Below are 23,372 nucleotides of genomic sequence, written 5' to 3' on the forward strand. Positions count from 1 at the left end.
CCCTGCACCCAACAATCATCCCCAAAGCCCCCCGACGACCACGCCCGCCACGCGGAACTAATTCAGCAAGCTCCTAGCTGCCCTTGATTCCCACCGCGTGGCGCAGCTGCGCCAAAAATTGATCGGCGTCGTCGCTGCGCACGATGTAGTGCGAGATCGCAATCCGGATGACCGTCGCCGCCTTCACCGCCGCGTTGGGACCCGGCATATGCCGCTGCAGGCCCTCGCGCATCTGCGGGATGACCCAGGAGAACTGGGCGATGGTGTGCTCGGGCTCGACGTCGACCATCCGCACACCGGAGTACGAATGCTGGTATTCCACGATGAACCGCAACACTGCGTCGAGCTTGTCCACGCCCTTCAGGCCCGCGGTGGCCCGCACCAATCCGCTTTCGAAGATCTGGCGCTCGTAGGCCGAAAAGGCCGACAGCAGCTCTTCTTTGGAGGCGAACCAGCGATACAGCGTCGGGCGGGACACGCCCGCCTGGGTGGCGACGTCGGACAGGCTGAGCTTGGTCTTGCCGTTACGGCCGAGCACCTCGGCGGTGGCCGCCAGAATCCGCTGGCGGGTCGAGGTGTCGTTATCGGCGATCGTCGTCGCCCGGGCCGGCTGGCTCATGATTCAAACTCTACGAAGTATCGCCGAGGTGTCATGGTCATTCGCTCCCACGTTCGGCCCGAGGCGGGCGCCGGCGCACCAGCACCGACTGCTGGATGGCGCCGACCGCGCCCTGCTCGTCGAACAATGTGCCGACGGTCGTCCCGATGCCGTCCGGCCCGTAGCTGGTCTGAGCCCGGATGCCGATCCAGTCGCCGTCGGGAACACGAAACACGTGCACGGCCAGATCGGTGTTGAGGAACGTCCATTTGGTGATGTCGAGCTTGCTGCCGATGCCGTTGGCGCAGTCGGCCACCGCGAACAGCCGTTCCAGCTGCGTCATGGACTCGCCGTTGACCAAATCGACGGTCGGGCTGATCCACGATTCGCCGGGGCCGTCGCGCAGCGGCTCGGTCAGCCACAGCCACTCCAAGCTGTGCACATAGTTTCGGTCCCAGTCCCGCGCCTTCAGGTTGCGGTCGAAGGCCTCGGCCCGTGGCCGCGGCAGCGGGGCCGCGGCGTGCGCCAGGGACCGCGTGTCCTGGCGCTGCAACCGCCAGCCGGTGGCGCGCGCCACCGGCCGCGGGGTGCCGTCGGGACCCGGGGCCAGCATTTCGGCGCCGAGCAATTCGATCTGCCTGCCGGGGCGTTGCACCTGCGCGCGCACCCACAGATCGCCCTCGGCCGGCACCCCACCCAGCAGGTCGATCACCACGCGGGACAGCCGGGTGTCGTCGCGCTGTTCGCACCGCTCAAGCGCCCGGACCAGCAGCGCCGACACCGGACCGCCGTGCTGAATCGCCGCCGACCAGGTGCCGCGCGCCAGATCGGTCGCCCGGAACTTCTCGCCCGGCACGGCGGCGTCATCGCAGGCCGGGTCGAGCAGCTCGTAGTAGGCGTCGGTCATCGTCAACCTCTCGGTCAGGGCAGGCCGGCGCCGGGAGTGTTCACCGTGACCGCGTCCAGCCGGGAAAGCCGGGTGCCGACCAGGCGCTGAGGATAAGCCTCCGTGCTCGACAACAAAAACAGCGTGCGGCGCTGCGGGCCGCCCAGCGCGCACGCGACGGCGACCCGCTCGCCCATGTCGATTCGGTCGGTCACCTCGCCGCCGGCCACGATCCGCTCGAACTGATGGGCCAGTGTCATCGACGCCCACACCCCACCCTCGGCGTCCAGCGCGATGCCGTCGGGCGGCCCGTCCAGGCCGTCGGCGAAAACCCGCCGATCGGGCAGCCCGCCGTCGGCGGCCATGGAATACGCGGTGAGCCGCCGGCCGGTCGATTCGGCGACGATCAGCGTCTTGCGGTCCGGGGTGATCGCCATCCCGTTGGGGAAGTCGAGGTCGTCGGCCACCACGGTGGCCCCGTCGTCGGGGTCGAGACGGAGGATGACGCCGCCGCGCAACGCCTGGCAGCCGATGTAGGCGCGGCCCGCGTCGTCGATGACCATGTCGCCGAGGCTGGCCGGCGCCACGTCCGCGAGATCGGCGACGGTGACCACGGTTTCGCCGTCATAGCGCAGCACCTGCCGGTCCTCGGTCGAGGCGATCAGCAGCGACCCGTCGGGCCGGAAACCCAGGCCCGACGGCGAATGTCCCGGCAGCGGCAGCGTGGTCAGCGATCCGCCCATGGTCGCGGTGTGCACGGCTTCGCCCAGCATGTCGGAGAACCACAGCAGGCCCTCGAACCAGCGCGGGCCCTCGCCGAAGCAGAAACCGTTGGCCACCGGCTCGGGGATCATTGGTCCCCGCCCCGCGCGACGCGATCTGCTTTACAAAACATCGAAAAAGTGTCATGCACCGCGGGTGCCGGTGTCAATTGGCGGATCGGGCGGGCTCCGGTGCCACCGCCCATTTTCGGCGGGCGTGTCAGCGCAAAACAGCACATATCTCCTGAGTTCTTGCAGGGCGCTCACATCACCCTCTGCGACGGCTTTGTTTTGTTCGCCGGACCCACCCGTTGACGCCCAAGCCGCACACGATTACCGGTTTACGGATGAACGGCGGAACGGGTGGCTATGCGCCGATGTAGTGATTCGGGTTCAGTACATACTTAGTCGCTGCGCCAGCATCGAAATCCGCATAGCCGCTGGGCGCCTCGTCGAGCGGTATTGCCTTCGCGTTGACTGCGGCGGCAATGTGCACCTTGTCGTGCAAGATGGCGGCCATAAGTTGCCGGTTGTATCTCATCACCGGACACTGTCCCGTGGTAAACGATAGCGACTTCGCCCATCCGGTGCCCAAACTCAGAGACAGCGCTCCCGCCTTCGCCGCCTCATCGGCGGCTCCGGGATCTCCCGTCACATAAAGACCGGGGATGCCCACGCCCCCTCCCGCGGCGGTGATGTCGAACAGCGAATTCAGTACGGTAGCTGGCGCCTCTTTCGCGCCCGGGCCGTGACCCTGGCCGCGTGCTTCGAATCCGACGGCGTCGATGGCTGCATCGACTTCGGGAACCCCGAGCAGCTGTTCGAGCTGGTCCTCGATCTTGGCGGTGCCGACATCGATGGTTTCGGCCCCTAACCTACGTGCCTGGGCAAGCCTCTCGAGATTGAGATCGCCGACAATGACGACTGCGGCGCCGAGCAGCTGAGCAGCCGCGGCGGCTGCCAGTCCGACCGGCCCAGCCCCGGCGATGTAAACCGTCGAGCCAACAGTGACTCCCGCGGTGACGGCGCCGTGGAATCCGGTCGGGAAGATGTCGGAGAGCATCGTCAGATCCAGGATCTTCTCTAGAGCCTGATCGCGATCAGGGAATCTCAACACGTTCCAATCGGCGTAGGGGACGAGTACATACTCGGCTTGACCACCGACCCAGCCGCCCATATCGACGTAACCGTAGGCGCTGCCGGGTCGATCGGGGTTGACGTTTAGACAGATCCCGGTCTTGCCTTCCTTGCAGTTCCGGCAACGACCGCAGGAAATATTGAACGGCACTGACACGATGTCGCCGACCTTCACGAACTCGACGTCCGGTCCTGTCTCGACGACTTCCCCGGTGATTTCGTGACCCAAGACCAGACCTATTGGCGCTGTGGTACGCCCCCGCACCATGTGCTGGTCGGAACCGCAAATATTGGTGCTGACAGTCCGTAGGATGACGCCGTGAGGCAACTTGCGCCCGACATTGTCGGGGTGGACTCCTGGACCGTCCTTCAACTCGAACGTGGGGTAGTCGATGTCGATGACCTCCACCACACCAGGACCTTCGTAGGCTACTGCTCTATTTCCTGGCATACCATCTCCTCCTCACCGCCGTCATGGGTTGCTGGGCATACGGTTTGATTAGGTCACTCTCGATGATCAGACTCTCAACACGCCCTAAATTGACTATCGTTAGCATCCAGGATCCCCTCGGGGCTGAGGGCGGCGCACTGAAGCTGCCGACCGCGCAAAGGATTTCAGGTCGAATCCAGGCTGGCCAGCCTCAGTAGGCCGCGGCCGGGGATCACCCGAAAGAAGTCGCCGCGCTGCCATGTGGTCGGATGTTCGATTGACGGACTCCACGCATGTGAGGAGGTCGTCGTCGAAGTGGAGAATGGAGAATGCTCCAGCAGACTGATCCCCCAGCACGATGCGGGTTTCATTTGCGCCATAAAGGCCGGCGATTTGAATTTTCAGGTTGTACTGTTCCGTCCAGAACCATGGAACATCGTCATAGGCGTCAACTACCCTGCCGGTTAGGCGTCTTGCGATGAATTGGGCCTGGCATACGGCGTTCTGAATCGACTCGAGACGCACGTGCCCAGTCGCGTATGCACAAGGGTAAGCAGCGCAGTCGCCAAGTGCGCTGATCCGCGAATCGCTGCTAAGCAGTTGAGAATTCACAACGATGCCGTTGTCTACATCGAGGCCTGCATCGTACGCCAATTCGACGTTCGGTACGACTCCGATCCCAACGACTACAAGATCTGCATCGAGATGTTCTCCGGTGTCCAGCTCAACCGAGCGCACGTTGCCAGAGCTGCCGTGCAGCCCCACAACAGAGCTGCCGAAGATAAAGTTGGTTCCGGACTGGCGGTGCACCGCAGCGGTATACGTCGACAGTTCCGGTGATACGGCACGTGACATTGGGCGATCGAGGGCCTCAACGACGGTGACCTGATGGCCACTTGATGCAGCAACCGCTGCCAGTTCCAGGCCGATGAATCCGCCACCGACCACAACTACATCGCGGCAGCCGCTGGACAGCATTGTCCGAATGGTGACGGCGTCGCCTAGTGTGCGCAGCGCTAGAACGTTGCAGAAGTCTGCACCGAGACCGCCGCTCAATAGGCGGGGACGTGCCCCGGTAGCCATGACGAGATGGTCGTATCGGAGTGCGATGCCCGAGGCCAGCGTCGCGGTGCGTGCGATCCGGTCTACTCGCGTACACGCGTCACCGCAATGCAGTTCGATCTGATTATCCTGATAATAAGTGTTTCCACGGAGCGATAACTCATCGGCGGAAATCTGGCCTGTTAGAAAGGATTTCGACAAGGGCGGCCGTTGATAGGGCATCGTTCCCTCGTTGTCGATGAGGTGAATCGTGCCCGCATGACCAGCCTCTCGAAGCGAGCACGCGAGCTGCACTCCGCCGTGACCCGCACCGACAATGACGATCGCACCGTCGACCATTATCGGGCTTTTACGACTCGCAGCACGAGCCAGTCGATGTGACCGGCGATCGGAGCCGTGCATGACGCCCAGCGGTAGGTTCCGGTATCGGTCGTCCTCCGCTCGTCGCAATAGTCGTCTTCGGCCCCGCAAGATCGAGCCAATGCGCAGCGACGCCCCTCGAGGACTCTGCGCCAGGGCGCCACCGGAACATTTCCAACACAGTCGGCGACGATGCCCATCCTGTTGTGACCCGATGTAGAGCGCGTCGATGAAAAACCTTGCCTCGCTTTTGCTGTGACCTTTGCGCAACTGTCACGGTCGAAAAGGTTTTTGTGCATTTCGCCTGAGACCGACCCTTTTGCTTTATCGCGTACGCGGCCTAGGCGGCAGTCACCGCAAGCGGCAGCGAGGCAAGGCCGCGCAACGTGTTATTGAGTTGACGCACGACCGGGCCCTCGGCTCGAATCTTACTGACTTGTTCTGCGAAGGCGGTCAGAATTACCTCCCCTTCTAGTCGGGCTAGCATCTGACCGATACAGCTATGTATGCCGAAGCCGAACCCGACGTGCCCCCGCCCATCTCGGCCGATATCGAAACGCTCCGCGTTGTCCCACTGGCGATCGTCGCGGTTCGCAGCACCCAGGAACAGCAAGACCTTTTCGCCTTCGGCGATAGTTACATCATCGAAGTTGACGTCGCGAGTGGCCGTGCGGAAGAACGTTTGAACTGGTGACTCGTAGCGGATGACTTCCTCGAAGGCCGCTCTTGCCTTCGTCGGATCCGAGCGCAGGCGGGCCCATTGTTCCGGGTGCTCGGCCAGACACCATAAGGCGTTGCCGATGCCGCTAACAGTGGTGTCTACGCCGGCCGACAGAAACGACCGCACAATGCGTGCGGCCTCGTCCTCGGAATACCCTTGCTCGGCGGCAACTTGGTGTATCTGTGATCCCAGTCCGCCTGGGTGCAGCGCTGCGTGCGAACAGCTGTCGTTGATCCAATCGGAAACCTCAGCCGCGTTCTCCATCGCGCGTGCGAAGTGGCGGTTGCGTGGCCCAAATGCGTTGAACACGATCGCCCCGTAACGTAGCAAGTTCTCCCGCCCGTCCTTGCGAATCCCGATGAGATCTGGGAAAACAGCGATCGGGAAGATCTCTGACAGTTCGGTGACACCGTCGAAGTGCTTTCGGCTCACCAGTTTTCCCACCATGGTGCGCGCCTGCTCCATCAAGTCAGCCTTGAGGTTGCGAACCACCCCCAGGGTGAGCACCTTTGTTATGACGTGGCGGGCTCTGGTGTGGTCAGGAGGATCGGCCTCCAACAGCAGGCTGGGGGGTCGCCACGGAGACTCCTTCTGGAAGTTGGCTAATCCCACGCCATTCGAAGAACAGAAGGTTTCATGATCACACAGTGCCGCGGCGACTTCGCGGTGGCGTGCGATCGCCCACACGTCATAGCGCGACAGCCAAACTACCGGTCCCGCTGCGCGGAGGGCCCGATGGTCATCGTAGGGATACTCGAGAAACGCGTCGGCGAATGGATCGACGTCGCTGATTGGAATAGATTTAGCCATCCCCGTCCTGACCCTCCGTCCACGGTTGTCGGGAAATTTTCACCAGCGTGTTCATCATCGTTCCGAATCGTGACAGTCGCGGGGACAGCTTTCGAGAGCATTTCCATTGAATGGAAAGGTCCCACGCGTCTGGTCACGGCCGCTGGACAAGCGCATATTGAGCGCGAGATGCCTTGTCCGCGAACTCAATAAACCAGCCTCGGCGCGCACGGTGCACTACCGAATCGTCGTGGTATTCCGCGAGGCACTGTGGCTGGTGGGTCAAGCGACTCGGTCAGCTGCGTATCAGCGGCACCCGCGTCGGCGGTCACAACATCGATCTTCGATCAAACCTGCGTCGGCGGGATGTCGACCTGGATCTCGTCGAGATGGTCGGCGATCAGCACTTGGCATCCCAGGCGTGAGCGGGTCATGTCGCGGATCGCGACCGTGGAGTCGAGCATCTCATCTTCGTCCTCGCTAAGTGCGGGAAGGCTTTCGAGATACGGCTCCCTGACGTAGACGTGGCAGGTTGCACACATTGCTTGACCGCCGCACTCACCGATGATCCCGCGGATTCCGTTGTTGACCGCAGCTCGCATCAGCGAAGTTCCTGGCTCGGCGTTCACGACATCAGCGTCGCCACCGGGTTGGTGGAAAGTAATCTTCGCCATCGCTGATCCTTTCAGTCTTCCCAGGTAACGGGAAGGGTGATGGCTCCTCGGAACACCCAGCCCGCCCAGGCGGTTTCGCGTTGATCGTCGACCCGTAGGGATCGGAATCGCTCGTATAGCATCGGAACTGCGGTCTGACCGATGGATGCCTTGGCGGCCCAATGCCCGGCACACAGATGCACGCCGCTGCCGAACGCGAGGTGGGGCTGCTTGCACCGGGAAATGTCGAACGCCGCAGGGTCGCCGTCGAAGTGAGTCTCGTCGCGGTTAGCCGATGCGATCACAACGCCGATCGGGGCACCGCGCGGAAGTGCGACACCGCCGAGGGTCACGGCGCGAGTGGTTTCGCGCGGGTACATCCCGACCGGGGATAGCCAGCGCGCGCACTCGTCGAACACCGTGGACCAAAGTGATGGGTCCGCGAATACGCGTTGCTTCTGGTCGTAATGGCCGTCGAGCGCCCAGACCATGTTCGTGACCATGTGCTGGGGCTCATTCATCCCGCCGGAAATGATGAGTTTGACGTTCGCGGCGACTGCTTCTCGGGTTAAACCACTCTGCGTTAGTGCCGAGGTGAGTGAGTGGTTCGGATGGGTTGCGTAGAAAGGGATGAGCTCATCGAGCAGATCGTCCACTTCCCCGCGAGCATTGTCAGCCTCGACCCAGCCGTCGGCGTGGTCGAGTAGATTTCCGAGGCCCGCGATGAACGCATGCGACCAATGGCGCATCTGCTCGGGTGTCACGTCGGGCATCCCGAGGAGGTCAATCAAGTTCTGAGCCGCTACCGGGGCGGCGTAGTCACGGTTGAGGTCGGCCTTCGCCGGGCCTACATCAGCCAGCACGTCGAGGTATTTGTCTGCGTTGCGGGCGAACACCGGTGCCCATACCTCATTGACGGCCTTGGGCCGAAGGGAGGGATTGATCGTGCGGCGTTCGGCGGCGTGTTCGGGATCATCCTTGCGCAACATGGGTTTACCGCCCAGGGCGCGTGTCATCGTAGCGCCGCTTACTTGCGCAGTATAGGTTTGCTGGTCCAGCTCAACGGCATGGCAAACGGCGTGGGTGGTGATCAGGTACTTGCCGACCGACGGAACCCACGCGACCGGGCACTCACGCCGGAGACGCGCATAGGTCGGATACGGGTCGACCGCCAGTTGCTCCGGTGTCACCCAGTCAGCGGTGGGCGTCGATATGGCGATCTCCTCGAAGGCCGCTGCCTGGTCCGCTGCCGCGGTGTCTGGCACCGCGGCCACGGTGCCCACCTCACAACAACCCGTCGGTGAGGGTTGCGGATACGTGTGCGTCGACGTTTCGGGCGGGCTGGCCATGGTCAACTCCCGGAATAAGGGCTAGCAACATCGGACTGCTGATGAAATCAGTCCACCAAAAGCAGATCTGCTAGTAAAGTACAAAATTCCGACAAAGTTCCCCGAACGAATCGAAGAACTGTGCCAACCTTCACCCTTCGCCAGCTCGAGCTTTTCGCGGCCTTGCCCCGGTACCCGACGTTGAGTGCAGCTGCGGCCGCCCTGCATATCTCCGAATCGGCACTCTCCCATGCGGTCTCAGAACTCGAACGAGCTGTGGGGGAACAGTTATGTGTGCGGCGGAAAGCAAGGGGCCTTCAGGTGACCCCCGCTGGACAGTTCTTTGCCGACCGTGCCCGCGCATTGATCGCAGACGCGGACGAACTGGTAAGCCAGCTGGCGGCGCGGCGGGGCGAATTGATTGGACCGGTAACGGTCGGCTGCTATACCGGCCTCGCGACTACGGTGTTACCGCCAGTACTCGATGGCTTCGCCCGTTCGCATCCGAAAGTACAGATCAGCATGCGTATAGGCACCGACGACGAGTTGTGGCCCATGCTGTCCTCAGGTCGAATCGACGTCGCGTTCGTCTACGACCTGTTCGTGCCAGACGGCCTCGCTAGGCGTGCGATCTACGAGACTGAAGTACTCGTCGTGTTGCCCCAAAATCACCGCTTCGCCGCACATGAGTCGGTCGATTTATCCGATCTGGCTCCTGAGCCATTCCTGATGCTGGACACCGCCCCCGGCGCCGCCAATACGCGACGGATTTTCGCCGAGCGCGGCCTGGAGGCGAATTTGCGGCTGGCGGTGCCCACGTTGGAGCTGTTGCGGGTCCTGGTAGCCCGAGGGCTCGGATACACCCTTCTGATGTGGCGGCCGAACTATTCGATGACCACCCTTGAAGGTCGCCGCGTTGTCGCACGCCCGTTGCGACCCCGCGCCGGGGGAAGTGCGGTCGTGGCTGTCTGGCCCGAGAAGATGACACTCAGTCCTCGGGCCGCGGCCTTAATCGACCATCTGGGTGTTGCCTTGCAGCCCCGAGAGGAGGACTTGCCCCTCAGTTAAATGCACTGCCTCGCAGGTAAGACCATCGTTCGAGGTTGCACCGGCGCCCCGGGCGGGGTACGGATCATAGTCGGCGATGCTGCCGTCTGCGACCATTGTGTTGTGCTGATAGTCGGCATCAGCATGGGGGTCTAGAAGCTGTTTCTGCACAACATAATTCGCAATCACGAATCGTCGCATACGGGCACGAATCGCTGGGGCACTGCACCGCATTGTGGGTCCACGAGGTGGTCTGGGCGATGAGCGACTACGCGCTGCTGACCGTATTCGCGTCTCAGCCGGACTCCGTACACTCATGAATCGATCTGTCTGCACGATGGCGAAGGACAATGTGAGCGCTCCCGAAGCATTTGATTCCGATCAGTCGACGACTGCGCTGCGGCTAAACTTCTGGACTTTTATTGAAGCGGCCAAGCGCCGATTGAGCGGCGAATTTGGATTCACTCATGAGGGCGCGACCGAGGTTCTGCTCACGCTCAATCGCGCGTCGAACGCTGTGACCTACGACTTGGAAACCGCCGTTCATCGTCCTCGGGGAATCTCATGGGCGTCCTTCCGTTTACTTTTCGTCGTCTGGATCGCCGGTCCGGTCGAGCCAAAGAAAGCAGCTCAGCTTGCAGGAATGGGCAAGGCAGCTGTTTCGAACCTGAGCAAGCCTCTTATTGCCGGCGGTTGGCTAACGCGCGCCCCAGCCGATCAGGACGGCCGCTCCGTCCGGTTGGCCCTCACGGCGGTGGGCCGAGAGTGGATGCACGGGATCTTTCAGCAGCAGAGCGAGCGTGAGCAGGCATGGGTCAGTGTCCTCTCAGAAGCCGAGCAGCGCACCCTGATCCAGCTGCTCAACAAACTGATTGCCGATCGCACCGATTTCGACCTCCGCGTCCGATCCTAGGTACGCGCGTTGCGAAATTGCGCTCGGTGGCCGAGGTAGTTAATGTATGAACTACATTTCCGGCACCACACATGAGGAGCATCGTGGCCTACTACCGGAAAGTCGGTGCGATCCCGCCGAAGCGGCATACCCAACACCGATGCGTCGGCGGTGAGTTGACCTACGAAGAATTGATGGGCGAGGAAGGGTTCTCGTCGGACTCGTCACTGCTGTACCATCGTCACATTCCATCCGCGATCGTCGACGCGGCACCTTGGGACCTTCCCAATCAGGCGACGGTCCCTAATGATCCGCTCAAGCCGCGGCACTTTCGCCTGCATGAGCTTTTTGCCGAACACGTCCAGTCCACTACCGACATCGTGACCGGACGTCGTCTCATTCTCGGGAATAGCGACGTTCGCATTTCCTATGTGGTCGCCCGCGCAAATTCACCGCTGTACCGTAACGCGATCGGTGATGAGATCGTATTCGTCGAGTCGGGCGGTGGAGTCGTCGAGACCGTGTTCGGTGCGCTAACGGTGCGAGCGGGCGATTACGTGCTACTTCCACGGGCGACCACACACCGGTGGTTGCCCGAAGCCGCTAACGCCCTGCGCGCCTATGTGATCGAGGCGTGTAGCCATATCGCGCCGCCTAACCGCTATTTGTCCAGGTTCGGACAGCTGCTCGAGCACGCCCCATATTGCGAACGGGATTTGCACGGTCCCACTGAGACGTTGCTGCGTGATGGCACTGATGTGGAGGTGCTTGTCAAGCATCGTGGCCAGCGCGGAATCGCTGGCACCCGCTACGTCTATGCCGAGCACCCCTTCGATGTAGTCGGTTGGGATGGCTGCTTATACCCCTTTATCTTCAATATCGCCGACTTCGAGCCGATCACAGGTCGGCTGCACCAGCCACCCCCGGCTCACCAGACGTTCGAAGCTCAGAACTTCGTTATTTGCAATTTTGTGCCACGCAAGGTCGACTACCACCCTCTGGCGATACCGGCGCCTTACTACCACGCCAACGTTGACTCGGATGAAGTGATGTTTTACGTACGCGGCACATACCAGGCGCGTCATGGGTCCGGGATCGGGCCGGGATCAATCTCACTGCATCCGGGTGGCCATTCGCATGGTCCTCAACCCGGTGCATACGAAGCCAGCATTGGCGCACAGTATTTCGACGAAGTTGCAGTCATGGTTGACACCTTCCGCCCGCTCGAGCTTGGCGAAGGCGCGCTCGCCTGTGAGGACGACGATTACGCGTGGACGTGGGCGCGTCGCGGGGGGGCGCCGTAGTCTTCCTCACGAATTCTTCGGCACTGCTGCGCTCTTCGACCTTCGACACCGAGAGCGGCCCCGGCACAGATGTTGCTTCGCGGGAACCGTCGTCGCAGTTTTGTTGATACCGGGAGCACTTGCAGCCCACCGTTGGTCAGTCGTTCGACGGCGTGCGTCGATTTTTTCGGCGCCACAATCGGCGCGCTCACGGCTTAGTTGAGGTTCGAACTGAAACCCAATGTCTGCGTTCGCGTTCGTTCTAGAGTGCTGCGGCGATATCGGCCGCTGCTTGCACGACAAGGGGCCCTACCTCCTGGGCGTCAAGTGGTTCGAGAGCGACAACACCTACACTGGCCCGCAATCCTGGGACGCCGCGGATCGGTGCTGCCACGCCGTGGGCACCGGCCTGCAACTCGCCCGACGAGCACACCCACGCCGGGTCCGCGCTTGGTAGTCGGATCGCGCGGCCGGCAGCACCTTGATCGAGGGTGTGCCTGGAACCGACACGGTAGCCGACGTGGTAGGTCGGCCACGACGGTTCGACGACGACGACGGCTTGCGCCTCTTGGCCTTCGGCCACAGTCAAATGTGCGGTCAATCCCGAGCCTTCGGCCAGCCTGCGCAATATCGGCGTAACCGCCAACCGCAGCTGAGGGATTACCTTGCCGGCGAGACCCATTACACCGAGGCCCAAATGAATTCTCGATCCGTCGCGGCGGACGAGGCCTTGGTCCTGCAATGGACCCAGTAGCCGGTACACCGTTGTCCGACTGGTCCCTAGTGCGGCTGCGAGGTCACCGATTGTGGGCGCCTCAACTTGTGCGTCGGCTACGGCGTTTAGTAGGGCAAGACCGCGCTGCAAGGTGAGGGAACTGTCTTTGGATGGGGAATGCAGGCCCGATTTCGCGAGATGTCGGGCCTCTGTCACTGGGTTTCCTCCGCCGTTAATACTTGGTTGCGACTAGCGCTAAACGCAACGACTGATCCGCCTCATTCAGATGCGATTGCGCTGATCACCACCAAGTTACCGTGCCCGCGGGCGGACATGTCGTCCACTCGGCCAGTCGCACCGATCGGGCCATTCCTAGCTGACTCCGAGCAAAGCGCCGGTCGGCGTACCTGCGGACGGTGGCGCCGGATGGAGCCATTTTCTTAGCGTCCCCCACGAAAGTCCTTGCCAACCGAGCCACAGTAAGTATGCTAAACGCGCAACGCATACAGGACAAGTGCGTTCGATTATCGGACATCATCGGTGGGCGGAGTAGGAACATATAGTGACAACGGCTACGCATGTGCGGTTCAGCGATTACGCTCGCGATCTACTTGAACCTCCGCTTGGGGCGGTCGCTGGCTTCGCCCGCATGTGCGCATTGACCGGGAAAGCGCTGTTTCGCAGGCCCTTTCAGTGGGATGAGCTAATCCTGCAGTGCTGGTTCATCATGCGGGTTGCGTTGTTGCCCACTATTGCGGTCTCGATTCCACTAACGGTTCTCATCGTCTTCACCCTCAACACCCTTCTGAGCTCGTTTGGCGCGGCGGACATCTCAGGTGCTGGCGCGGCCCTGGGTACGGTCACACAGCTGGGTCCGCTGACCACGGTATTGGTCGTAGCCGGTGCAGGATCGACGGCGATCTGCGCGGACCTGGGCGCCCGCACCATCCGCGAGGAGATCGATGCGATGGAGGTGCTCGGTATCGATCCGATCCACCGCCTCGTGGTGCCGCGGGTCGTTGCGGCAACCGTCGTTGCGACGCTGCTAAACGGCACGGTGATCACGATCGGTTTGGTCGGTGGATTCCTTTTCGGGGTCCAACTCCAGAACGTGTCGGGCGGGGCGTACCTTGCCACGCTGACCCTGATCACCGGGATGCCCGAGGTAATCATTGCGACGGTCAAGGCAGCGTTGTTTGGGGTGATCGCCGGCCTGGTGGGCTGCTACCGGGGTTTGACGGCCAAAGGAGGCCCAAAAGGTGTGGGGACCGCGGTCAACGAGACGTTGGTGTTATGCGTGGTCGCGCTGTTCGCGGTCAACGTGGTGCTTACTACCATTGGCGTGAGATTCGGGACCGGGCGCTGATATGTCTGTTTCGATCGTTCTGCGCACTCGCCACCCGCATGCGCTCGTCACTCTTGAGCGCTATGTCGGCGGCGCGGTCAGGGCCCTTGATCAGGCTGGACATCTGACGAGATTCGCTTTGGCGGCGACTTGGTCGATGGGGTGGGCGCTGCGCAACTACCGCAGGGAGACAATCCGGCTGATAGCGCAGATCGGGATGGGTACTGGTGCTATGTCCGTCATCGGCGGCACGGTCGCGATCATCGGCTTTACCACGCTGTCAGGTGGTTCGGTGGTTGCCGTGCAGGGTTTCGCGTCGCTGGGAAACCTTGGGGTTGAGGCTTTTACCGGATTTCTGGGTGCACTGGCCAATGTCCGCATTGTCACGGCGGTGGTGACTGGTGTGGCGCTGGCGGCCACGGTCGGTTGCGGTGCCACCGCTGAGCTGGGCGCCATGCGGATCAGCGAGGAGATAGACGCCCTTGAGGCAATGAGCATCAAAGCGGTGGCCTACTTGGCGTCCACCCGGATTTTGGCCGGTATCTTGGTGATCGTTCCCTTGTACGCGACGGCGCTGGTGATGTCGTTTCTAGCGGCGCAGATCGTCACGACGTTCTTATACGGCCAATCAGCTGGCACATACGAGCACTACTTTCAAACATTTCTCCGCACCGAGGACGTGCTGTGGTCCGGCGTTGAGGTCTGTGTCATCGCAGTAATCATCATGATCACCCACTGCTATTACGGATATACCGCCAGCGGCGGTCCAGTCGGGGTGGGGGAGGCCGTAGGCCGATCGATGCGCTTGTCGCTTGTATCGATTGTGATGGTTGTCCTGCTGGCGTCCTTGGCGCTCTACGGCGTCGACCCCAATTTCAACCTGACCGTGTAGCCGCCGTGATAGCCCGTACGAAGGAACGAAAGTCACGCGTTTGGCCCAACAGATTGGCCGGTGTGGGCCTGGTGGCGGTGTTAGCGCTGGTCATTGCCATAACGTATGGGCAGTTTCAAGGCAATTTTACAGCTAAGTCGCGATTGACCACTTTGTCTGACCGGGCCGGCCTGCTGATGAATCGCGGATCGAAGGTTACTTATAACGGCGTACCAGTAGGCCAGGTGGCCGACGTTTTCGAGGTGCAGCATGACGGGAAACCAGCGGCCAAACTGATCCTGGAGGTGGACCCGAACTACGTCGGCCTGATTCCGGCCAACGTAGTCGCCAAAATCCAGGCAACCACGGTTTTCGGAAATAAATACGTATCGTTGACAGCTCCGCCAGAGCCAACGCCGCAACGAATCTCATCCACCGATGTCATTGTCACGAAATCGGTAACCACTGAAGCGAACACGTTGTTCCAGACCATTACCCAGATTGCGGAGCAGGTCAACCCAGTCGAGCTGAATTTGACGCTGAGCGCGGCCGCAGAAGCATTGAGCGGGCTGGGTGCGAAGTTCGGGCAGTCGATTGTCAACGGCAATGCGATCCTCGATGAGGTGAACCCGCAGATGCCGACAATCCGACACGACATTCGACAGCTAACAGCTTTGAGCGATGTGTATGCCAACGCTGCACCGAATTTATTCAACTTCCTCGACAACGCGGTGACTGTGGCCCGAACGTTGAACACTCAGCGGGACCGGCTGGATACCGCATTACTGGCCGCGATTGGTTTCGGTAAAACTGCCCAAGATGTCGTCAACCGCAGCAAGCCTTTTTTGGAGCGCTTTCTTAGTGATATTGTGCCGACCAATCAGCTGCTGGATACCTACAGTCCAGAAATCAAATGCACGATCCGCAATTATCACGGTCTGGCTGACAAGCTCGGGGCCATCGAAGGCGGCCGTAACGGGTACTCGATGGTGGTCAACCTGGCCGTCACGGGTGTTGAGAACCCATACATCTATCCCGACAACTTGCCGCGGGTAAACGCCAGGGGCGGGCCGGGTGGCGCGCCAGGTTGTTGGCAGCCGATCACTCACGACCTGTGGCCGGCACCATATTTGGTGATGGACACCGGAGCCAGTATTGCGCCCTACACCCATTTCCAACTCGATCACCCCATCCTCAATGAATATGTCTGGGGCCGGCAGTTCGGGGAGAACACGATCAACCCATGAAAAAAAGGCGCCCGATTTTGAAACTCGCTGCCGTGGCGGTCGTGCAGCTGTTGTTGACTGCCGCCATCGTTGTGATCTTCGGGCAACTGCGCTTCGAGAAAACGAACAGCTATACCGCAGAGTTCGCCAACGCTACGGGGCTACGGGCGGGTCAGTTCGTTCGGATTTCCGGCGTGGAGGTGGGCAAGGTCGGCAGAGTCGATTTGACCGACGGCGACAAGCACGTAGTCATCAAATTCTCCGTCGATGACTCAGTACAGCTGTACGAGTCCACGACAGCCAAGATTCGCTATCAGGACCTAATCGGAAATCGCTATTTAGAGCTCGGGCGCGGCGTGGGCGAAAATCGGGTGCTCCCCCCGGGCGCGCTCATTCCAATATCTCGCACCGAGCCCGCCCTGGACCTCGACGCGCTAATTGGCGGTTTCAAGCCCCTATTCCGCGCACTGGATCCACAAAAGGTTAACACCATCGCGTCGTCGATTGTCACGGTATTTCAGGATGAGGGCGGCACCATCAACGACATCCTCGACCAAACCGCGCAACTCACTGACCATTTGGCAGAGCGAGACCAAGCTATCGGTGAGGTAATTACCAACCTCAACAACGTGCTCGACACCACAGTCCGGCACCGCAACGAGTTCGACGCCACGGTCAACAACCTCAAGGTACTGGTCAGCGGGCTGGCGGGTCGGGCCGATCCGCTCGCTGCCGGTGCCGCCCACATCAGCAGAGTAGCGGGGACGCTGGCCGACCTGCTGGCAGAAGATCGGCCGCTGCTGCACGACACAGTGGGCCATGTCGAGGCCATCGCAACGCCGTTGGCGGGCCAACGCGACCAGGTCGATGATGTGCTAACGAAGTTGCCCGAAGCTTTCAATGCCATCGGCCGCATTGGCGGCATTTACGGCGACTTTTTCAACTTCTACCTCTGTGACATGTCCATCAAGGTCAACGGACTTCAACCGGGCGGCCCAGTTCGCACTGTGCGGTTGTTCAACCAACCCACGGGCAGGTGCACGCCGCAATGAGAGCTCTTGAACCTGCGAACCGCTTGCGCACCGGCGCCCTAGCTATCCTTCTAGTGGTCGTCGGACTCGGCGTGGGACAAAGCTTCACCAGTGCTCCAATGCTTTTCGCGACTCCCCGGTATTACGGGCAGTTCTCCGACAGCGGGGGACTCAGCGTGGGCGACAAAGTTCGCATCCTCGGCACCGATGTCGGCGATGTCCAGGAGATCGCAATCGAGGGCAATCACGTTGTAACCCGGTTTTCGCTGGGAACCCACACCATTGGGACCGAAAGTCGGCTCGAGATCAAGACCGACACAATTTTGGGCAAAAAGGTGCTTGAGATCCAGCCACGAGGTAGCAAAGTTTTGCGAGCCAACGGAGTACTACCCGTGGGCCAAAGTACCACTCCATATCAGATGTACGACGCATTCTTCGACGTCACCAAGGCCACTGGCGGCTGGGACACCGACACCGTCAAACAATCACTGAATGTGTTGTCGCAGACGATCGCCCAGACCCATCCCCACCTCAGTGCCGCGCTGGACGGCGTAGCCAAGTTCTCCGACACCTTGGGCAAACGCGACGAAGAGATTGAACATCTGCTGGCTCAAGCCAAACAGGTCGCCGGTGTGGTCGGTGATCGCAGCGAACAGATTAATACGTTGCTGGTCAACGCGAAGGCACTGTTGGCCGCATTCAACCGGCGTGGTCAGGCAATCGAAGCGCTACTGGGAAATATCGTCAGAGTGTCAACGCAGGTGCGCGGCCTCATTAGTGACAGCCCGAATCTGCACCACGTGCTTGACCAGCTGAACATCATCACCGACTTGCTGGCCAAGCACCAAGATGATCTTGCCAGTGTGCTCACTACCATTCGCAATTACACTGCAGCGCTGAACGAGGCGGTAAGTTCGGGACCCTACTTCAAGGTGCTGATCGCCAATTTGCTGCCCGGCCAGATTTTGCAGCCGTTCGTGGATGCCGCGTTCAAAAAGCGCGGGATTGATCCCGAGCAGTTCTGGCGTAGCGCCGGACTGCCTGCATTCAGGTTCCCCGACCCCAATGGCACTCGGTTCTCCAACGGTGCCCCCCCGCCAGCGCCACCCGTGCTCGAGGGCACCCCAGATCATCCAGGACCGGCGGTGCCGCCAGGATCGCCGTGCTCCTATACCCCAGGGGCAGAAGAAATTCCCCGACCCGGCAATCCGCTGCCATGCGCGGGCGCCACCATCGGACCTTTCGGCGGCCTGGAGTTCCCTGCGCCGCTGAACGTTGTGACGTCACCGGCTAACCCTGCTGGTCCGCCGGCCATGCCGGGGATCTCCAGCGCCGGGCGGCCGGGCCAGCCAGTTCCCGACGCTCCTGGCACGCCTGTGCCGCTTGCGCCAGGTCTGCCGGGCGCGCGTAGTGGACTAATAGGACCGGCACCAGCGGCGCCCCCCGTGGTGAATCCGCCAAGCGCGGCGACACCGCCCGCAACGCCAGGGCCCCAACTACCGGCTCCGTTCACGATGCCCGATGTTCCGGAAAGAGGCACCCAATGAGCACCGTCTTCGACATCCGCAACTTGCGGCCGCCGAAGCGGTCACGGGCCTTCGTGGTCATCGTCGCGCTCGCGGTGGTGCTCGGTCTGGCGGGGATGCTTTTGGGCTCGCGCTTTTACCACAAGCTGACCAGTAACACCGTCGTGGCGTACTTCACGCAGGCAAACGCGCTCTACCCCGGGGACAAGGTCCTTATCATGGGCGTGCAGGTGGGCGCGGTCGACAAGGTTGAGGCGGCCGGCGAAAAGATGAAGGTCACACTTCACTACGCAAGCAAATATAAGGTGCCCGCCAATGCCTCAGCGGTGATCCTGAACCCCTCGCTAGTCGCCTCGCGGACAGTCCAGTTGGTGCCGGCCTACGACGGGGGCCAAGTGCTAACTAATGACGCGGTGATTCCGGTTGAGCGTACCCAGGTGCCGGTAGAGTGGGATGACCTGCGTAATCAGATCACCGACATCGTTGACAAGCTCGGCCCGACGCCCGAGCAGCCAAAAGGCCCATTCGGTGACATCATCGAGTCGTTTGCCGACGGGCTCGCTGGTAAGGGCGAACAGATCAACACAACGCTCGCCAATCTGTCGCGCGCCGTGACGGCAATCAAGGAGGGTCGCGGGGACTTCTTTGCAGTTCTGCGCAGCCTAGCGATGTTCGTTAACGCTTTGCACAAAGACGACCGGCAATTCGTTGCGTTAAATCAGAACCTGGCGCAGTTCACCAATAACTTGACCGGCTCCGACCAAATAGCTACCGAGGCGATAAAGCAAACCGACAGTCTGTTGTCCACCGTGCGGACGTTTTTGTCCCAGAACCACGGCGTGTTGACTAACGACGTCAACAACCTCGACAAGGCAACCACAGCGATCCTTCAAAAAGCTCCGAGGGAGGGCTTGGAAACGGCTCTTCATGTGTTACCAAACCTTGGTTCGAGCGTTCTCGGGTTCTATGAACCAGCCCACGGCGGACTATCTGGGGTACCCGCGCTTCCCTCCTTCGCCAACCCTCTGCTGTTCGTCTGCAGCATGATTCAGGCCGGGAGTCGGCTCGGTTACCAAGATTCCGCCGAAATGTGTGCGCAATACTTGGCGCCGGTAATGGATGCAATGAAGTTCAACTATTTGCCGTTTGGGATCAACCTCTTCAGCACTGCTGACCTCCTGCCGAAGAACATCGCATATTCCGAGCAGCGGCTACGCCCGCCGCCTGGGTACAAGGACACCACCGTGCCGGGAATCTTCTCGCCGGACACGCCATGGTCGCACCGCAATTTTAACCCGGGCTGGCTTGTCGCCGCTGGCATGCAAGGGACTCAGGTTTCCCCCGGAACCGCGAGCATGCTCACGCCCGAATCGTTGGCTGAACTGATGGGTGGCTCCGACATCCCACCTCCACCGCCAGGTCAGAACATGCCCGGACCGCCCAATGCCTACGACGAGAACAACCCCTTGCCGCCGCCGTGGTACCCGCAGCCGCTGCCCTCGCCCGGACCCGCGCAGCCCGCAGCTCAAGTGCCCCCTGCTCCGGAAGCGGGTCAATGATGCGCGGAGCAGCAAAAGCCATACGGATTTTGACATTGCTGGTCGCAGCCGTTGTTCTGGCTTCCTGCGGGAGCTGGCATGGCATTGCCAACGTGCCGCTGCCCGGCGGACCGGGCAGCGGGCGAGGGTCATACACCATCTATGTGCAGATCCCAAACACGTTGGCGCTCAACACAAACAGCCGCGTGCTGGTTGCTGACGTCTTCGTTGGCAGCGTGCGGGCAATCAGGGTGCGAAACTGGGTCGCGACGCTAACCGTGGATCTGGAGAAAAACGTTCGGCTGCCCAAGAATGCCATCGCAAAAATCGGGCAAACCAGCCTGCTGGGCTCCCAGCACCTTGAGTTGGCGGCGCCGTTAGACCCAGAGCCGCAGCCACTGACGAACGGCGACACCATTCCGCTGAAGAGCTCCTCGGCGTATCCGACGACTGAGCAAACGTTGGCCAGCATAGCGCTGGTGCTGCGCAATGGAGGCCTGCCCAACCTTGAGGTCATCCAAAACGAGGCCTATAACATCCTGAGCGGACGAGCTGGTCAGATTCGGGCGTTCCTCGAAAAATTGGATACCTTCACCAACAGACTCAACCAGCAACGCGATGACATTACCCGCGCCATCGATTCGACTAATAAGCTTCTCGGATATGCAGCGCGCCGGTCGGATGTGCTCGATGGAATTTTCACCGAATTTCCTCCGCTGATAAAGCACTTTGCTGATCAGCGCGACCGGTTCGCAGATGCGGTGGATGCGCTGGGACGGCTAGGCGACGTCGCCGACCAGACCATGACCGCCACGCGCAGCGATCTGGAGCAGAACCTGCGTTTGCTGCAGCGCCCGCTTAAGCAGCTCGGTCTTGCCGCACCGGATTTGGTTGGAGCGCTACGGCTTTTAATGTCCCTGCCTTACAACATCGACAGCGTGCCCAAGGTCGTGCGCGGCGACTACCTCAACGTTTCGGCCACATTCGATTTGACCTTAAGCACCATCGACAACTCGTTTCTCACGGGGACCAGATTTTCGGGAGCTTTGCGGGCGCTTGAGCAGTCCTGGGGTCGTGATCCGGCCACGATGATTCCCGATCCACGGTTTACGCCCAACCCGGCCAACGCGCCTCCGGAGCGAGGCGAATAACTGATGTTAACTCGCTTCGTTCGCATCCAGTTGGTCGTGTTCAGCGTTCTCAGTGTGATCGCGGTGGCGGCTCTGGGCTGTTACTACTTGCACATTCCACGCCAGCTCGGCGTTGGCCAGTACACGTTGACCGCGGACCTGCCCGCGTCGGGGGGCTTGTATCGAACGTCCAATGTGACGTACCAGGGAATCCAGATTGGTAAAGTCACGAGGGTTGAGCCCACGCAGCGGGGCGTCCGCGCCACTCTTAGTATCGACGACCGCTACCAGGTGCCGATCGATGCCTCCGCCAACGTGCACTCACTGTCTGCACTAGGTGAGCAGTACCTAGACCTGGTTTCGTCCGGCCATCCCAAAAAATATTTCTCGCCCGGTCAAACGATCAGGCACGGCACGGTGCCGCGTGACATCGGTCAGACGCTAGACGCCGCCAATCGCGCCGTGTCGGTGTTGCCTAAGGAAAAGCTCGCCGCGCTGCTGCGCGAGACAGCACGGGCGGTCGGTGGACTGGGTCCAGTGTTGCAACGGTTGCTCGACTCGACCCAAGCCATCGCTGGCGGCTTCAAGACCAACATGTTAGATGTCAATGACATCATTCAGAACTCGGCACCGATTCTAGATAGCCAAGTCGAATCCAGTGATCCGATCGCGAAGTGGTCTCACAACTTAGACGTCCTCACCGGCCAAGTGGCGCAAAACGACCACGGCGTGCGAGACATTCTGTCGCAAGCCGCTCCGGCGGCTGATCAGGCCGCCGAATTGTTCAGCGGCGTGCGGGATTCGCTACCTCAAACGCTCGCGAACTTTGAGGTGGTCGCCGACATGCTCAAGCGCTACCACGCCAATCTTGAGCAGATTCTAGTCTTCCTGCCGCAGGGCGCCTCCATGGTGCAAAGCGCGACAGTCGACAATAACTTGACGTTGGACTTGAACTTTTCGCTGAACAATCCACCCGTCTGCCTCACCGGGTTTCTCCCGGCAACTCAGTGGCGCTCGCCAGCCGATACAAGTTTAGCGCCGTTGCCCGAGGGCACGTACTGCAAGATCCCGCAAGAGACTCCCGCTAACGCCGTTCGCGGTGCACGTAACCTTCCGTGCGTCGATGTTCCTGGCAAGCGAGCTGCGACGCCAATGGAATGCCGTAGCCCCAAGCCCTACGTTCCACTGGGCACCAACCCTTGGTTCGGGGACCCCAACCAGATCCTGACCTGCCCGGCACCCGCGGCACGCTGTGATCAACCGGTTAAACCAGGTTTGGTGATCCCGGCACCGTCGATCGTCAACGACGTCAACCCAGCACCCGCGGACCGCGTCTCAGGGACGCCACCTCCGGTAAGCGACCCCCTATCACGGCCGGGCATAGGTAGCGTGCAGTGCAATGGACAGCAACCCAACCCATGTAACTACATTCCGGGTGGACCTCCATTGGCCATCTACAATCCCCAAAGCGGGGAGTTGGTGGGCCCCGACGGTGTCGAATACTCCGTTGAGAGCTCGACTAAAACAGGGGACGACGAGTGGAAGGAGATGCTGGCGCCGGTCAGCTGAACCCCACGACAAGCAAAACTCAAAGTTTCCAACGCCGGCTTCAATCCGGTGAATGCTCGGCTTGTGGGCACGCGGAACCGAAAAGCGTGACAGCCGTAAGTTCAAGGCGGATAGTATCCGCCTTGAATCCGTGAACCAGACAAGTCCCACTAACCCAAAAGGAAGCAGCGAAAACGACGGTCACTTAAGGCGCGCCGAACCCTAGTGTCCCGAAGATCGTACGTCAGTGCGTCATCCGCTTTGGCGCAGCGCCGGCAGCTTATGACTAGGCGAGATCACCCGCCCGGCACTAACTAGTGGGTGACCATCCTCTCCAGCACAGGCGCGGCCGTTTTCGCCGCTACGTGGTCGTACTGCACACCCGGTGCCAACTCGACGATCCGGAAACCGCTACCAGTGATCGCGCTCGTCGAAAGTCCTCAGGTGTGCTTGCCGAAATTCCTCACCTGTGAGCAGCGGTCAGTGTAGTTGTTG

The 23,372-nt window shown here is 61.0% G+C and carries 20 protein-coding genes and 1 pseudogene; 11 read left to right on the forward strand and 10 right to left on the reverse strand.

Features of this window, described 5'->3' with window-relative positions; all coding sequences use genetic code 11:
- Positions 1-73 precede the first annotated feature (73 nt).
- The 8 genes from BST14_RS22430 to BST14_RS22465 all read right to left on the reverse strand — a co-directional run bounded on the left by BST14_RS22430 (position 74) and on the right by BST14_RS22465 (position 8,671).
- Positions 74-619 carry a TetR/AcrR family transcriptional regulator gene (locus BST14_RS22430; protein ID WP_083066555.1) on the reverse strand — a complete coding sequence of 182 codons (546 nt, stop codon included), beginning with the start codon at positions 617-619 and terminating at the stop codon, positions 74-76.
- A gap of 37 nt (positions 620-656) precedes the next feature.
- The gene (locus BST14_RS22435; RefSeq protein WP_083066556.1) at positions 657-1,505 is read right to left on the reverse strand and encodes a thioesterase family protein; all 849 of its coding nucleotides are present in this window, start codon (positions 1,503-1,505) and stop codon (positions 657-659) included.
- A gap of 14 nt (positions 1,506-1,519) precedes the next feature.
- A complete protein-coding gene (locus BST14_RS22440; RefSeq protein WP_083066557.1) occupies positions 1,520-2,338 on the reverse strand; it encodes an SMP-30/gluconolactonase/LRE family protein in 819 nt (272 codons plus the stop codon).
- Positions 2,339-2,612: 274 nt separating this feature from the next.
- Positions 2,613-3,833 carry a formaldehyde dehydrogenase, glutathione-independent gene (gene fdhA, locus BST14_RS22445; RefSeq protein ID WP_083066558.1) on the reverse strand — a complete coding sequence of 407 codons (1,221 nt, stop codon included), beginning with the start codon at positions 3,831-3,833 and terminating at the stop codon, positions 2,613-2,615.
- Between the two features lie 99 nt (positions 3,834-3,932).
- Positions 3,933-5,213 carry an NAD(P)/FAD-dependent oxidoreductase gene (locus BST14_RS22450; protein WP_083066559.1) on the reverse strand — a complete coding sequence of 427 codons (1,281 nt, stop codon included), beginning with the start codon at positions 5,211-5,213 and terminating at the stop codon, positions 3,933-3,935.
- A gap of 361 nt (positions 5,214-5,574) precedes the next feature.
- Positions 5,575-6,765 (reverse strand): cytochrome P450, encoded by a 1,191-nt coding sequence (locus BST14_RS22455; RefSeq protein WP_083066560.1) that lies wholly within the window; start codon positions 6,763-6,765, stop codon positions 5,575-5,577.
- Positions 6,766-7,091: 326 nt separating this feature from the next.
- Entirely contained in the window at positions 7,092-7,418 is a 327-nt protein-coding gene (locus BST14_RS22460) for a 2Fe-2S iron-sulfur cluster-binding protein (protein ID WP_083066561.1), read from the reverse strand.
- An 11-nt stretch (positions 7,419-7,429) separates the two neighbouring features.
- Positions 7,430-8,671 (reverse strand): cytochrome P450, encoded by a 1,242-nt coding sequence (locus tag BST14_RS22465; RefSeq protein WP_245845614.1) that lies wholly within the window; start codon positions 8,669-8,671, stop codon positions 7,430-7,432.
- A gap of 195 nt (positions 8,672-8,866) precedes the next feature.
- On the opposite strand from BST14_RS22465, the gene BST14_RS22470 reads away from it, so the two are divergent.
- The 3 genes from BST14_RS22470 to BST14_RS22480 all read left to right on the forward strand — a co-directional run bounded on the left by BST14_RS22470 (position 8,867) and on the right by BST14_RS22480 (position 11,968).
- The gene (locus tag BST14_RS22470; RefSeq protein ID WP_083066562.1) at positions 8,867-9,793 is read left to right on the forward strand and encodes a LysR family transcriptional regulator; all 927 of its coding nucleotides are present in this window, start codon (positions 8,867-8,869) and stop codon (positions 9,791-9,793) included.
- 316 nt (positions 9,794-10,109) lie between these two features.
- The gene (locus BST14_RS22475) at positions 10,110-10,685 is read left to right on the forward strand and encodes a MarR family winged helix-turn-helix transcriptional regulator (RefSeq protein WP_083066563.1); all 576 of its coding nucleotides are present in this window, start codon (positions 10,110-10,112) and stop codon (positions 10,683-10,685) included.
- An 83-nt stretch (positions 10,686-10,768) separates the two neighbouring features.
- Positions 10,769-11,968: a homogentisate 1,2-dioxygenase gene (locus BST14_RS22480; protein ID WP_083066573.1), complete on the forward strand. Its 1,200-nt coding sequence runs from the start codon at positions 10,769-10,771 to the stop codon at positions 11,966-11,968.
- A 241-nt stretch (positions 11,969-12,209) separates the two neighbouring features.
- Here BST14_RS22480 and BST14_RS31155 read toward each other — a convergent pair whose 3' ends face one another.
- Both BST14_RS31155 and BST14_RS31615 read right to left on the reverse strand, forming a co-directional pair.
- The gene (locus BST14_RS31155) at positions 12,210-12,548 is read right to left on the reverse strand and encodes an IclR family transcriptional regulator (RefSeq protein ID WP_245845620.1); all 339 of its coding nucleotides are present in this window, start codon (positions 12,546-12,548) and stop codon (positions 12,210-12,212) included.
- Positions 12,549-12,656: 108 nt separating this feature from the next.
- Positions 12,657-12,878: pseudogene (locus BST14_RS31615) on the reverse strand (helix-turn-helix domain-containing protein); the annotation flags it as partial.
- Between the two features lie 433 nt (positions 12,879-13,311).
- Between BST14_RS31615 and BST14_RS22490 the strand changes: the two are divergent.
- The 8 genes from BST14_RS22490 to BST14_RS22525 are packed head-to-tail and all read left to right on the forward strand — an operon-like array spanning position 13,312 to position 22,898.
- Positions 13,312-14,028, forward strand: a complete 717-nt coding sequence (locus tag BST14_RS22490; RefSeq protein ID WP_142279544.1) for an MlaE family ABC transporter permease — start codon at positions 13,312-13,314, stop codon at positions 14,026-14,028.
- A gap of 1 nt (position 14,029) precedes the next feature.
- A complete protein-coding gene (locus tag BST14_RS22495) occupies positions 14,030-14,899 on the forward strand; it encodes an ABC transporter permease (protein ID WP_083066566.1) in 870 nt (289 codons plus the stop codon).
- Between the two features lie 5 nt (positions 14,900-14,904).
- Entirely contained in the window at positions 14,905-16,125 is a 1,221-nt protein-coding gene (locus BST14_RS22500; RefSeq protein WP_245845622.1) for an MCE family protein, read from the forward strand.
- Positions 16,122-17,156, forward strand: coding sequence for a virulence factor Mce family protein (locus BST14_RS22505; protein ID WP_083066567.1), 1,035 nt, complete (start codon positions 16,122-16,124; stop codon positions 17,154-17,156). Before BST14_RS22500 ends, BST14_RS22505 begins: the two co-directional genes overlap by 4 nt.
- Positions 17,153-18,682, forward strand: coding sequence for an MCE family protein (locus tag BST14_RS22510; protein ID WP_083066568.1), 1,530 nt, complete (start codon positions 17,153-17,155; stop codon positions 18,680-18,682). Before BST14_RS22505 ends, BST14_RS22510 begins: the two co-directional genes overlap by 4 nt.
- Positions 18,679-20,220, forward strand: coding sequence for a virulence factor Mce family protein (locus BST14_RS22515; protein ID WP_083066569.1), 1,542 nt, complete (start codon positions 18,679-18,681; stop codon positions 20,218-20,220). The genes BST14_RS22510 and BST14_RS22515 overlap by 4 nt, the downstream gene beginning before the upstream one ends.
- Complete coding sequence (locus BST14_RS22520) at positions 20,217-21,350, forward strand: MCE family protein (RefSeq protein WP_245845625.1); 1,134 nt, start codon at positions 20,217-20,219, stop codon at positions 21,348-21,350. Before BST14_RS22515 ends, BST14_RS22520 begins: the two co-directional genes overlap by 4 nt.
- Before the next feature lie 3 nt (positions 21,351-21,353).
- Positions 21,354-22,898, forward strand: a complete 1,545-nt coding sequence (locus BST14_RS22525; protein WP_083066571.1) for an MCE family protein — start codon at positions 21,354-21,356, stop codon at positions 22,896-22,898.
- Positions 22,899-23,372 lie beyond the last annotated feature (474 nt).

It is taken from the genome of Mycobacterium arosiense ATCC BAA-1401 = DSM 45069, assembly GCF_002086125.1.
GTDB classification, from domain to species: domain Bacteria; phylum Actinomycetota; class Actinomycetes; order Mycobacteriales; family Mycobacteriaceae; genus Mycobacterium; species Mycobacterium arosiense.